Source organism: Pseudomonas graminis (genome assembly GCF_013201545.1).
Lineage (GTDB): Bacteria > Pseudomonadota > Gammaproteobacteria > Pseudomonadales > Pseudomonadaceae > Aquipseudomonas.
In genome coordinates, this window is the sequence record NZ_CP053746.1 from 5,067,292 (window position 1) to 5,079,425 (window position 12,134).

14 protein-coding genes are annotated in these 12,134 nt (G+C 62.2%); 5 read left to right on the plus strand and 9 right to left on the minus strand.

Annotated features, from left to right (window positions below; genetic code table 11):
• Window positions 1-5 precede the first annotated feature (5 nt).
• The gene (locus tag FX982_RS22475) at window positions 6-341 is read right to left on the minus strand and encodes a thioredoxin family protein (protein WP_172612652.1); all 336 of its coding nucleotides are present in this window, start codon (window positions 339-341) and stop codon (window positions 6-8) included.
• A 212-nt stretch (window positions 342-553) separates the two neighbouring features.
• Between FX982_RS22475 and FX982_RS22480 the strand changes: the two genes are divergently transcribed.
• Entirely contained in the window at window positions 554-1,630 is a 1,077-nt protein-coding gene (locus FX982_RS22480; protein ID WP_172612653.1) for a 3-deoxy-7-phosphoheptulonate synthase, read from the plus strand.
• A gap of 65 nt (window positions 1,631-1,695) precedes the next feature.
• On the opposite strand, the gene FX982_RS22485 is transcribed toward FX982_RS22480, so the two are convergent.
• Window positions 1,696-1,977 (minus strand): GNAT family N-acetyltransferase, encoded by a 282-nt coding sequence (locus FX982_RS22485; protein ID WP_172612654.1) that lies wholly within the window; start codon window positions 1,975-1,977, stop codon window positions 1,696-1,698.
• A gap of 617 nt (window positions 1,978-2,594) precedes the next feature.
• Here FX982_RS22485 and oprI point away from each other — a divergent pair.
• Window positions 2,595-2,846 (plus strand): outer membrane lipoprotei OprI, encoded by a 252-nt coding sequence (gene oprI, locus FX982_RS22490; RefSeq protein ID WP_003199355.1) that lies wholly within the window; start codon window positions 2,595-2,597, stop codon window positions 2,844-2,846.
• Between the two features lie 89 nt (window positions 2,847-2,935).
• Here the strand turns inward: oprI and FX982_RS22495 are convergent, their stop codons facing one another.
• The 4 genes from FX982_RS22495 to FX982_RS22510 form a co-directional block, all read right to left on the minus strand.
• A complete protein-coding gene (locus FX982_RS22495; RefSeq protein ID WP_172612655.1) occupies window positions 2,936-3,904 on the minus strand; it encodes a L,D-transpeptidase family protein in 969 nt (322 codons plus the stop codon).
• Between the two features lie 83 nt (window positions 3,905-3,987).
• Window positions 3,988-4,284: a hypothetical protein gene (locus FX982_RS22500; RefSeq protein WP_065988524.1), complete on the minus strand. Its 297-nt coding sequence runs from the start codon at window positions 4,282-4,284 to the stop codon at window positions 3,988-3,990.
• 71 nt (window positions 4,285-4,355) lie between these two features.
• Window positions 4,356-4,814 (minus strand): thiol-disulfide oxidoreductase DCC family protein, encoded by a 459-nt coding sequence (locus FX982_RS22505; RefSeq protein ID WP_172612656.1) that lies wholly within the window; start codon window positions 4,812-4,814, stop codon window positions 4,356-4,358.
• 76 nt (window positions 4,815-4,890) lie between these two features.
• Entirely contained in the window at window positions 4,891-5,487 is a 597-nt protein-coding gene (locus FX982_RS22510) for a flavodoxin family protein (protein ID WP_172612657.1), read from the minus strand.
• A gap of 114 nt (window positions 5,488-5,601) precedes the next feature.
• On the opposite strand from FX982_RS22510, the gene FX982_RS22515 reads away from it, so the two are divergent.
• Window positions 5,602-6,519 carry a LysR family transcriptional regulator gene (locus tag FX982_RS22515; RefSeq protein WP_172612658.1) on the plus strand — a complete coding sequence of 306 codons (918 nt, stop codon included), beginning with the start codon at window positions 5,602-5,604 and terminating at the stop codon, window positions 6,517-6,519.
• Between the two features lie 6 nt (window positions 6,520-6,525).
• Here FX982_RS22515 and FX982_RS22520 read toward each other — a convergent pair whose 3' ends face one another.
• The gene (locus tag FX982_RS22520) at window positions 6,526-7,131 is read right to left on the minus strand and encodes an arylesterase (RefSeq protein WP_172612659.1); all 606 of its coding nucleotides are present in this window, start codon (window positions 7,129-7,131) and stop codon (window positions 6,526-6,528) included.
• 10 nt (window positions 7,132-7,141) lie between these two features.
• On the opposite strand from FX982_RS22520, the gene FX982_RS22525 reads away from it, so the two are divergent.
• Both FX982_RS22525 and FX982_RS22530 read left to right on the plus strand, forming a co-directional pair.
• Window positions 7,142-7,825 carry an ABC transporter ATP-binding protein gene (locus tag FX982_RS22525; protein ID WP_065988527.1) on the plus strand — a complete coding sequence of 228 codons (684 nt, stop codon included), beginning with the start codon at window positions 7,142-7,144 and terminating at the stop codon, window positions 7,823-7,825.
• The gene (locus FX982_RS22530; RefSeq protein ID WP_172612660.1) at window positions 7,825-10,338 is read left to right on the plus strand and encodes an ABC transporter permease; all 2,514 of its coding nucleotides are present in this window, start codon (window positions 7,825-7,827) and stop codon (window positions 10,336-10,338) included. Before FX982_RS22525 ends, FX982_RS22530 begins: the two co-directional genes overlap by 1 nt.
• A 61-nt stretch (window positions 10,339-10,399) precedes the next feature.
• Here FX982_RS22530 and greB read toward each other — a convergent pair whose 3' ends face one another.
• Both greB and FX982_RS22540 read right to left on the minus strand, forming a co-directional pair.
• On the minus strand, window positions 10,400-10,873 hold the full coding sequence (greB, locus tag FX982_RS22535) for a transcription elongation factor GreB (protein WP_172613149.1): 474 nt from the start codon (window positions 10,871-10,873) through the stop codon (window positions 10,400-10,402).
• A 101-nt stretch (window positions 10,874-10,974) separates the two neighbouring features.
• Window positions 10,975-11,958 carry a GlxA family transcriptional regulator gene (locus FX982_RS22540; RefSeq protein WP_172613150.1) on the minus strand — a complete coding sequence of 328 codons (984 nt, stop codon included), beginning with the start codon at window positions 11,956-11,958 and terminating at the stop codon, window positions 10,975-10,977.
• Between the last annotated feature and the right edge of the window lie 176 nt (window positions 11,959-12,134).

A 12,134-nucleotide genomic window follows, 5' to 3' on the forward strand; every position in this document is an offset into this window, starting at 1 on the left:
CCGCTTCAGGGTAATTCGTCTGGCGGCGTCGCCAGCGCGTGTCCAAGACCCGTGACAATGGCGTCGGCGGACATCTGCGTGCGCAGGGGCCCAAAGAAGGCGCCGTCGCGCACCACAAACATCGCCGGCAGGTGAAACACGCCATAACGCTGCACCGCGCCGCCGTTTTCCTCGGCATCGATCCAGCACAACCGGTCGAGCGGCAGGGATTGCTCGGGCAAATGCTGTCGGGCCCAGCGGCAACTGGAGCAGCCAAGGCTGGTGAAAATCAGCAGTGAGACGCCGGGGAGGTCAAGAAGTTGCTGATCGAGGTCGAAGTCCGTCAGTTGCAATTGATCCACGCGCTTCTCCTCTGAATGATGTTCGGGTGATGCCTGTCGCAACCCCAGACAGGTCAGACAATGCCGCAACCGTTGGACGAAAGCCACGTTTACCCATTGTCGAACCACCGGCTAACGCGCTAAGGTTCGGCTCCCCCGTTGCGCTCAATCATGCTCGGCTCCGCCGCACGGGGACGCTGGCGGCCAGCATCCGTGACCTGATGAGTAACACGATGGCTGATTTACCGATTGACGACCTCAACGTTGCGTCCAACGAGACACTGATCACCCCGGATCAGCTGAAACGCGAAATCCCGCTGACCGCCGCCGCCCAGGCCACTGTCAGCCAGGGCCGCGAAGTCATCCGCAACATCCTCGATGGCAAGGATCACCGCCTGTTCATCGTGATCGGACCCTGCTCGATCCACGACCTCAAGGCCGCCCACGAATACGCCGATCGCCTGAAAGCGCTGGCGGCCGAGGTGTCCGACACCTTGTATCTGGTCATGCGCGTCTATTTCGAGAAGCCACGCACCACTGTCGGCTGGAAAGGCCTGATCAACGATCCGTACCTGGACGACTCCTTCAAGATTCAGGATGGCCTGCACATCGGCCGTCAACTGCTGCGCGACCTGGCCGAAAAAGGCCTGCCGACCGCGACCGAAGCGCTCGACCCGATTTCACCTCAGTACCTGCAAGACCTGATCAGCTGGTCGGCCATCGGCGCGCGCACCACTGAGTCCCAGACTCACCGGGAGATGGCCTCCGGCCTGTCCTCGGCAGTCGGTTTCAAGAATGGCACGGACGGCGGCCTGACCGTCGCGATCAACGCCCTGCAATCGGTGTCCAGCCCTCATCGCTTTCTGGGTATCAATCAGGAAGGCGGCGTGTCCATCGTCACCACCAAAGGCAACGCCTACGGTCACGTGGTCTTGCGCGGCGGCAACGGCAAGCCCAACTATGACTCGGTCAGCGTTGCCCTGTGTGAACAGGCGCTGAACAAGGCAAAGATCAAGCCGAACATTATGGTTGATTGCAGCCACGCCAACTCCAACAAGGACCCGGCGCTGCAGCCGCTGGTGATGGAGAACGTTGCCAACCAGATTCTCGAAGGCAACCAGTCGATCATCGGTCTGATGGTCGAGAGTCACCTGAACTGGGGCTGCCAGGCCATTCCCAAAGACCTCGCCGACTTGCAGTACGGCGTGTCCATCACCGATGCCTGCATCGACTGGGAAAGCACTGAAAAAACCCTGCGTAGCATGCACGCCAAGCTCAAGGACGTACTGCCCAAGCGCACACGCAATTGACCTGACCGCAGAAACGACAACGCCGAGCCCATGCTCGGCGTTTTACTGTATGGACCGCGGTGGGTTCAGATCTTCGCCGCCTGCCGCTGGTTGCGCTCCATATAGCGCTCCACATAGGAGCACGAAGGAATCACGGTGTAGCCGATCCGGTCGGCATAATCCAGGGCCACTTTGGTCAATGCTGCCGCTATGCCCTTTCCGCGTAACTCGTTGGGTACAAACGTACGGTAGATATCCAGGGTCTGTTTACCCAGGTCCATGTACGTCAGATAGGCACGGTAGCCGTCGATGCTGACTTCGAACTGGTGACCGGTCTCGTCATGGTGAATGGACAACGCCTCGCTCATCACTACTCCTCGCGGGTCTTGGAATTGGACCCTTACCTTATCGACATTTTCCCGGCGAAGGAACCTTTACAGGCAGGAAGAGAACTATTGCTGCTGCAATAGAGCCGACTGCGCCACCCTGTGCCGTTTGGACACTGCGAAGAGCATCGCTGTTCTCAAACAATTTGAGCACAGGCAAATAGTAGGCGCCCTGGGCGAGTGCGCTCAAGTGAATCAACTGTTAATTGCGCTGCCGCACATCTGCTGCGTAACCCATGGAACCTGTTGTCGCCGATGAATGTCCACTGAGACGCAACGCCCGGACACCCGTCACTTGAAGGTCATTTAAACGGCCCTCAAAGATGCGCCTGTCACGATAATCGGCTATACAAAAAAGGTCGCCCGTACCGCGGAGTCGCCTTGACCGGAGTCACCTGACAGACGCCTCTGCCGGGGGCTTTTTCTGGACGAAGAAAAAGCGTGAGGAGTTGCACGGAACTCGTTCAAACCCAAGAATTTTCTGCAGATCTTGCGCGCGCTCCGTTTACTTACTACAAACAATGAGTAAGATGTACGCCGGTCATTTTCTCACTTTCGAGAGATGACTAATTTGATAGAAGTCCTTTAAGGGGAACACGATGAACAACGTTCTGAAATTCTCTGCTCTGGCCCTGGCCGCAGTTCTGGCTACCGGTTGCAGCAGCGCATCCAAAGAAACAGAAGCTCGTCTGACCGCAACTGAAGACGCAGCCGCTCGTTCGCAAGCCCGTGCCGATGAAGCCTATCGCAAGGCTGACGAAGCGCTGGCTGCAGCTCAAAAAGCTCAGCAAACTGCTGACGAAGCCAACGAACGCGCTCTGCGTATGTTGGACAAGGCTAGCCGCAAGTAATAATCCCTCGGGATTATTGATAAGCCGATCCGTTAACGGGTCGGCTTTTTTATTGCCTGACCTTTTTTGCCAAGCGCCGCAGCGTCGTCTTATTGCAGTGTCATCGGCGCGCCGCCCACCACAGGCGCCGGCGTGGTCGGCACGGCGATCTCGACCGGCATGCCGTCTTCGGCAGCCACCACGTCTCGCACCTCATCCCAGTTGATGCGCAAGCTGTTGGCCAAGTCTTCACGTTTGAGCAGAGCGTTGATCACGGCGGTGTGCTTGTCGACCACCGAGGGCTTGCCGCTTTCGTCCAGCGGCGTATGCGCCTCGAGGTAGACCTTGCCGCCGCTGACGCCGAACTTGTAGGGCTCGCTCATGATGCGCACGGTGGTGCCCACCGGGACCATGTCCGCCATTTCCAGCACGTTGTTGTTGTACATGCGGAAGCAGCCGTGGCTGGTGCGCATGCCGATGCCGAACTTTTTGTTCGAGCCATGGATCAGGTAGCCCGGCAGGCCGAGGCCGAATTTGAACGGGCCCAGCGGGTTGTCCGGCCCGGCCGGCACCACGTTGGGCAGGATGTCGCCGTCGGCGGCGTGCTCGGCCTTGACTGAAGCCGGCGGCGTCCAGGTCGGGTTGGGCGTTTTGGCAGTCACCTTGGTGGTGGAAACCGGCGAACCCCAGCCCTCGCGACCAATGCCCAGCGGAAAGGTGTACACCACGTTCCGGCCTTTCGGGTAGTAATACAAGCGGTACTCGGCGAGGTTGATGACGATGCCTTCGCGCGGACCCGGCGGCAGGATGAAACGCGTCGGCAACACTATTTGAGTGCCTGCGCCCGGCAGCCAGGCATCGACACCGGGGTTGGCGGCAATCATTTCCAGATAGCCCAGGTCGTAGCGGGTGGCCAGGTCGGCGAAGGTGTCTTCGTACCTGGCAGTGACAGTCTGCACCTGGCCGATGATGTCCTCGCCCGGCGGCGGCAACGGAAACTCCAGGGCGGAGACGGGGCCGGCCGCGCACAGCGCAGCGAGCGACAGACAGCGGGCGAAAGCTGGAATGCGCGACAACATCCGGAGAATCCTTGGTAAACGGAAGGCTTGATTGTGCGCGATTGTACACGCACCCCTGCGCGTCCGGGAGTGTTCGCGCGGCCTTAAACACCGGCCTCCAGTTCAGGCCAGATCGGGTGCCAGCCGCGCCGTTGCGCGTCGATGATCGCCCGGCACAGCGGGCACAGCCGCTCATCCTGATAAACCGTCTGCTGGACTTCCGACCAGCGTGGTTGGGCGGGCAGCAAGGTGCCGCACAAGGTGCGATCAGCGGAGCCTGCCAGTTCGAGCTGACGAGCGACCAGATGCACAAGGATTTCCTGGCACGCGAACAGGTCGAGCTGTTCGTCAGGCTCGATCAGTTGATAGGCATAAAGGGACCAGGCAGGACGGCGCGGCATCGGGGGCTCCAGAGCGGGGGCGCCACATTAGCCGAAAGCCCCCGTCCGGAAAAGGCCTGCAGGCCTTTAAATCAGCGGTTTTCGTCTGAGGGTCTGGAAATCGCGCAACGGTCGTCGCGGCATCGACGACTGCCGTCCGGATGAGGCAACCATGCCAGATGGGGACGCCAGCGGCAGAACAAGCGGTAACCGAGGTTCAGCAAGGGCCTCAGTGGCCGCCATGACAGCGGCGCAGCCCACGCGCCGAGGCCGGCTGCCCGCCAGCTCCAGAGCGTTGCATCCAGGCCCGTCACCCAGGTGCCATCGCCGAACCGGGCGTGCAACACAGACTGCATCTGCTCGTAAGTGAATCCGAGCGCCGGGGCATCAAACCCCTCTTCGCTCATGTCGACGAGCTGAAGCCGCGCCTGTGTGGCGTCAGTCGTCGAGTGGGCCGACGCGTGGGAACGCAGGAGTTTGATCTCCCGCGCACACAGCGGACAGTCACCGTCGAAGTACAGCGTGAGTGGCCACTGCTCTTTCTTGTACATCTTTTTGGTCCTGTATAGGTTTGGTCCACCATAGGCGCAAACCCGGCCGCTGACAACGGATGCTCGCACCAGAGCGTCAAACCGTTTGAAGCTTTCCTGCGCGCAACTGCCCGGCAATCAATGCCACGCGTGCGCCGTATAGTTGCGCCGTCTGCAGATCCCCCGCCGACATTTCATCCGGCGTCGCATCGGCCGGCGTCTGGGCCATCGGCGCGATGTAGGATCCCATGCGGTTCAGGTCATCGCGCTTTGATGCCTTGACGTTCGCGGGTTTGATATCAAGGCCGACCCAGATGCCAGCGTGCTGCCCGCAGAGCAGGACGAAATACTCGAGCGTATTGAGCTTGTCGCCGTTGACGCTGGCACTGTTGGTGAAGCCGCCGAAGACCTTGTTCTGCCACTGACCCTCGAACCAGGGCCTGGAAGACGCGTCGGCGAACTTCTTGAACTGCCAGCTGGGGCCGCCCATGTAAGTGGGCGAGCCCAGCACGATGGCGTCTGCGTCTTCAAGGCTCTGCCATGCGGCGTCCGGAATGTTTCCCTCGGCGTCGATGGCGATCAGTTCGGCACCCATACCCGCCCCTTCAGCAACCGCGCTGGCCATCCGCGCGGTATGACCATAGCCAGAGTGATAAATGATGACGGTTTTGACGGGTGTGGCGTGGAAGTCCATGGGGGGCGCCCTGTGTGAAATGTGCGGATGGATGACAGGGGAACCACTCTACTGATTGAGAAATGCGCTATAAATCACGGCAAACCGAACGCACTGTTACACCCTGAGAGAACAATGCCCGACCTCTTCGTCCTGTTTATTTTTGTGCGTGTCGCCGAATTAATGAGCTTCACCCGCGCGGCGGAAACCCTCGGCATCCAGAAAGGCCGCGTGTCCACGGCAATTCGTCAGCTGGAACGAGAGGTGGGCGCCACCCTCCTGCATCGCACCACCCGAACCGTGCGACTGACCGAGGACGGCCGCGCGTTTTATGCCCGCACGCTGGACCTGCTCGCCGAAGTCCAGGACCTGCAGTCGATGTTCGCAAGCAACGGCGCGCCGCTCCGTGGGAAGTTGCGCGTGGACATGCCCACCGAGCTGGCGCAAACGGTCATCATCCCCGCCCTGCCGCAACTGCTCGCGGTCCACCCGCAGCTGGAAATCGAACTGTCCAGCACAGACCGCCGCGTCGATCTGGTTCAGGAGGGTTTCGATTGCGTAATCCGGCTGGGGGCTGTGTTGGACGAAACGCTGATCGCACGCCCGCTGGGCAAACTGCGCATGATCAACGCCGCGAGCCCTGATTACCTGGCGCGTCACGGCACGCCGCACTCGTTGGCGGATTTGCGCATTCAGGGTCACCGAATGGTGCATTACGCGCCGACGCTCGGCGCTCGCCTGGCGGGTTGGGAATACCCGGAAGGAGACGGTTACGGGACGCTTGACCTGCCCGGCGCGATGCAGGTCAATAATGTGCAAACCTATCACGCGGCGGGGCTTGCCGGGATTGGCTTGATTCAGGGTGGCCACTCGGCCCTCGCGCCGCACATCGCCAATGGCGCGCTGGTGGAAGTCATGCCGCACCTGAGGCCGGAACCCTTGAACGCATACCTCGTGGTGGCCCATCGGCGCAACTTGTCGCCGCGCGTCCGGGCGTTCATGACGTGGCTCGAAGGGGTTCTAGAGCCGTACCTTGATCACCCGATTCCGTGAGAGCGGCTAGAGCAATGGCTTGAGCACCGGCCAGACATTATCCAGCAGGTAAGGCTGAGCCTGGACGTTGGGGTGAATGCCATCCTGCTGCGTCATGTCAGGCCTGCCGCCCACACCCTCCAGCATGAACGGCACCAGCGCGGCATCGGTGGCTTCGGCGACTTTCGGGTACACCGCCGCAAAGGCCGTGGTGTAACGCTCACCATAGTTGGGCGGAATTTTCATGCCCAGCAACAGCACCTTGGCGCCGGCCGCTTTGGACTGCTCAACCATGTCAGTAAGGTTTTGTTGCAATTGCGCCGGCGGCTGCCCGCGCAGGCCGTCATTACCGCCCAGTTCGAGGATCACCAGATCCGGTTTGTGCTCGGCAAGCAGCGACGGCAGCCGCGCCTGGCCCCCGGCACTGGTGTCGCCGCTGACCGACGCATTGACCACTTTATCCTTGAAGCCTTCCTTCGCCAGGCGCTGTTCCAGCAGACTGACCCAACCGACGCGGGTATCCAGGCCGAAAGCCGCGCTGATACTATCGCCAACGATCAATACCGTGCCTGCCATCGCGCCTTGTGACAACAGCAGCAAACCCAGGCCAGCACTTAAAAACCACGCACGCATCGGATTCTCCATGAGCGAAAGTATTCTCAGTGCTCGGAACCTCAGCAAAGTGGTCCCAAGCACCGAAGGTGACTTGACCATCCTGCACGAACTCTCCCTGGAACTAAACAAGGGCGACACGCTGGCCATCGTCGGCGCGTCGGGCTCAGGCAAATCCACCCTTCTCGGTCTGCTGGCCGGCCTCGACCTGCCCAGCGCCGGCTCCGTCGTCCTGTCCGGGCGCAACCTCAGCGAGCTGGATGAAGATCAACGCGCCCGGGTTCGCGCCGAACATGTGGGCTTTGTGTTTCAGTCCTTCCAGTTGCTCGACAGCCTGAACGCGCTGGAAAACGTCATGCTGCCGATGGAGCTGGAAGGCCGCAAAGACGCCCGCGATCAGGCCCGGCATCTGCTGGAGCGCGTCGGCCTGGGTCAGCGCCTGACCCACACGCCACGCCAGTTGTCGGGCGGCGAGCAGCAACGGGTGGCCATCGCCCGGGCGTTTGCTGCCGACCCGGACGTGCTGTTTGCCGATGAGCCCACCGGCAACCTGGACAGCCACACCGGCGAGCGCATCAGTGACCTGCTGTTCGAGCTGAACCAGGAACGCAACACCACCCTGGTGCTGGTCACCCACGATGAGCGTCTGGCCCACCGTTGCCGGCGCCTGATCCGTCTCGAGGGTGGCCGACTGGTCGCCCCCATGGAGCCTTGATGGCACGCCTGCCTTTTTCCCGTCTGCTTAGCCTTGCGGCGCGTCAGCTCATGCGCGATGCCCGCGCCGGCGAGCTGCGCGTGCTGTTCTTCGCCTTGGTGGTGGCAGTTGCCGCCAGCACGGCCATCGGCTATTTCGGCGCGCGCCTCAACAGCGCCATGCTGCTGCGAGCCACCGAGTTTCTCGGCGCCGACCTGATCCTCGGCGGTTCCACGCCAGCCACCCCTGCGCAGATCGACGCCGGCAAGGCGCTGAAGCTGGATCATTCGCAGATCGTGATTTTCTCCAGCGTTGTGGCCACCGACAACGGCATTCAGCTGGCTAGCGTCAAGGCCGTCGATGGGGCGTATCCATTGCGCGGCGAGCTGAAAAGCGCCCCTGCCCCCTATGAAGCCGAAACCGTTGGCGGTGAGCCCCAAGCCGGCGAGGCCTGGGCGGAAGCGCGAATTCTGGTGGCGCTGAACCTGAAAGTCGGCGACAGCATTGACGTCGGTTCCAAGACATTGAAGCTGACCCGCGTGCTGACCTACGAGCCCGACCGCGCCGGCAACTTCTACAGCCTGACGCCCCGGGTGATGATCAATATGGCCGACCTTGAAGCCACCAAGGTCGTGCAGCCCGGTAGCCGTGTCAGTTATCGGGACCTATGGCGCGGCACGCCGCAGGACCTCGCCGCTTATCGCAAAGCGATCGAACCCGGGCTGGCGCCTAACCAGAAAATCGACGACGCCCGGGATGGCAATCAACAGATCGGCGGCGCACTGGGCAAGGCCGAGCGTTATCTGAACATGGCCAGTCTGGTCGCCGTGCTGCTGGCAGGCGTGGCCGTGGCCTTGTCGGCGGCGCGATTCGCGGTGCGCCGCTTTGACGCCAGCGCGCTATTGCGTTGCCTGGGCCTGTCGCGCAACGAAGCGCTGGTGCTGTTCGGTTTGCAGCTGGCCATGTTGGGCGTAGTCGCCAGCGCGGCCGGCGCGTTGCTCGGCTGGTTCGCCCAACTCGGGCTGTTTCATTTGCTGGAAAACCTGCTGCCTGCTGCGGTGCCGCCCGGGGGCTGGCTGCCGGCAGTCGCCGGTATCGGCACCGGGCTGGTCGCCCTCGCCGGCTTCGCACTGCCGCCGCTGGCTGCGCTGGGTCGCGTGCCGCCGCTGCGGGTATTGCGTCGGGACATGCTGCCCATCCCGGCCAGCACCTGGTTGGTCTACGGCGCGGCGCTGCTCGCACTGGGCCTGATCATGTGGCGCCTGAGTCTGGACCTGGTGCTGACCTTCGCCCTGCTCGGTGGCGGTCTGATCGCGGCGCTAATACTCGGCGGCGTGTTGCTGCTGGCCCTGAAAAGCCTGCGCCGTTTGCTCGCCGGGGCCTCGCTGCCGTGGCGTCTGGGCCTGGGTCAACTGCTGCGCCACCCCATGGCCGCCGCCGGCCAGTCCTTGGCGTTCGGTCTGATTCTGCTGTCCATGGGGCTGATTGCGCTGCTGCGCGGCGAGTTGCTCGACACTTGGCAGAACCAGCTGCCCAAGGATGCGCCGAACTACTTCGCGCTGAACATCCTGCCCAACGACAAGGATCATTTCGCCGAACGGATGGGCCGCCTGTCGACCCACAGCGCGCCGCTGTACCCGATGATTCCAGGGCGTTTGATGACGATCAACGGCGAGCCGGTGAGCAAGTTTGTCACCAAAGACTCCCGTGGCGAAAACGCCACTCAGCGTGACCTCAACCTGACGTGGGCAGCAACGTTGCCGGAAGGCAACAGCATCACCGCCGGTCAGTGGTGGACCAGCAATCAGCCGCCCGCCGACGGCGTGGTACCCGGCGTGTCGGTGGAAACCAAGCTGGCCAACAGCCTGAACATGAAGCTGGGCGACACCCTGGGTTTCGTAATCGGAGGTCTGACCCGGGAGGTCAAGGTCACCAGCCTTCGCGACATCAACTGGGACACCTTTCAGCCCAACTTCTTCATGATCTTCCAGCCGGGCACCCTGAAGGACGTGCCGGCCACATACCTGACGAGCTTCTATCTGGCGCCGGGCAATGATCAGCAGATCGTCGAACTGTCCCGGGCCTACCCGGCCGTGACGATCCTGCAGGTGGAGGCCTTGCTGGCGCAGCTGCGCAGCATCCTCGATCAGGTGACGATGGCGGTGCAGTACGTGCTGCTGTTCGTCCTGGCCGCCGGGATGGCAGTGTTGTTCTCCGGCTTGCAGGCAACCCTGGACGAGCGAATTCGACAGGGTGCGCTGCTGCGGGCGCTGGGCGCCAACCGCGCGTTGTTAATCAAGGCTCGACGCATCGAGTTCGGTTTGCTCGGGGCGGTCAGCGGTGTGCTGGCGGCGATTGGCTGCGAACTGGTGAGCTTTGCGCTCTACCGCTACGCCTTCAACCTTGAGTGGCACCCCCATGCCTGGCTGCTGGTGCTGCCCCTGATCGGCGCCTTGCTGGTGGGCGGCGCGGGTGTGTTCGGCACACGCCGGGCGTTGAACGCTAGTCCGCTGCAAGTGCTGCGAGAGGGTTAGCGGTGGGGCATGACGGTGGGCGGCACTGCGCCGCTCACCGTCAACCAGCGCAAAACTCCAGCTATTTCAGGTACTCGATTTTCGTGATCCACCATTGCTTGCTGCCGGAGGGAACCGGCACCGAGACTTCGTCGCCAACCTCTTTCTTGAGCAGCGCCCGTGCCATGGGTGAATCGATGGAGATGTAGTCCATGCGTCCGTATATCTCGTCGTAGCCGACGACGCGGAAACGCTTGCTTTCGCCCTCCTCGTCCTCGACTTCGACCCATGCGCCAAAGAACACCCGACCTTCCTGCTCCGGCGAATAGGCGACCACGCGCATGTCTTCGAGACGCTTGCGCAGGTAGCGCACACGCCGGTCGATCTCGCGCAGCAGTTTCTTGTTGTACTGATAGTCGGCGTTCTCGCTGCGATCCCCCAGGGAAGCCGCCCATGCCACTTTTTGCGTGATGTCCGGGCGGTGCTCGCGCCAAAGGTAATCGAGCTCCTTCTTCAGGGCGGCATGGCCCTCGACGGTGATTATTTTGGTGCTGATCTCACTCATTCACGCTGTCTCTGCCCCGGGCTGGGTACGTTGGTCTGGTATGGGCGAAGCCTACAGGGTTGGGCTGGCCGAGGGACAAATCAAGGCCGCGCTCATTTGACCAGACGCTTTTCTTTCGAGGGCCGATAGCCGAAGTACGCGCTGTAGCATTTGCTGAAATGGCTCGGCGAGACGAACCCGCAGGCCACCAGCACTTCCACCTGGGTCAGCTCAGTGTGCTGCAGCAGGCGGCGGGCCTCGGTGATGCGCAGTTCCAGGTAGTAGCGCTGCGGGGTGGTGCCCAGTTGTTCCTGGAACAGCCGCTCGATCTGTCGCCGTGAACGTCCGGCGTACACCGCCAGTTGCTCCAGTTCCAGTGGTTCCTCAAGGTTGGCGTCCATCAGCTTGACCACTTCCTTGAGCGGCGCGCTGACCGTCATGTGCCGGCTCGGCTTGATCCGCCGATAGCGCGACTCCTCGAAAGACAGAATGTCCTCGATGCCTTCGATCAGCGCCTTGTCGTGCAGCGTCTTGATCCATTCCAGCGCCATGTGGAAGGCCCCGGCGGGACTTGCGGCAGTGAGACGATCGCGGTCGATGACAAACGCTTCGCTGGTGACTTCGCTGACTTTGCAGATCTCCGCCAGGGCGGCGCGGTGCTCAGGGTGAATGGCGCACCGGTAGCGGTCGAGCAAACCCGCTGCGCCGAGGAACCAGGCGCCATTCCACAGCCCCGCGAGGGTGATGCCCTGTTCGGCGGCGGTGGTCAGCAGGTGCACCAGCTGCTCGTCGGCCTTGAGTTCGGTGCGATAACCGCCACAAATCACCAGCAGATCCAGCGCCTTCAGCGCCGACGCGTCAAGCCGCGCGTCAGGCCGGATCACCAGCCCCAGATCGCTGGTCACTTCGCCCTCGTGCATGCCGAACGTCTGCGACGTGAACAAATCGGGGCGCAGCAGGTTGGCGGTGACGAATGTGTCCAGCGTCTGGGTGAAGGCCGGCAACGAGAAGTGCTCGAGCAGCACGAAGCCGGTACGGGTGCGGGCCGAGGGGCTTCGCCTGTTTTCATCCACGTAGCGAAGGTTCTTGCCCTTCATGCCTCCGCTGAATGCTCGCCGCTCGATCACTGCCGCCTCGCTTTTGCGTCCCGCCCGGGATGCTGATGGGTTGCTGCGGTTCGCCGCCGTTTGCTGACTCGGAAGATGTTGATCAAACGGGGGCTGGACCGGGTCCGCGCCATTCTAGCGGAACGGCGCCGGGGTTAAAGTTTTGT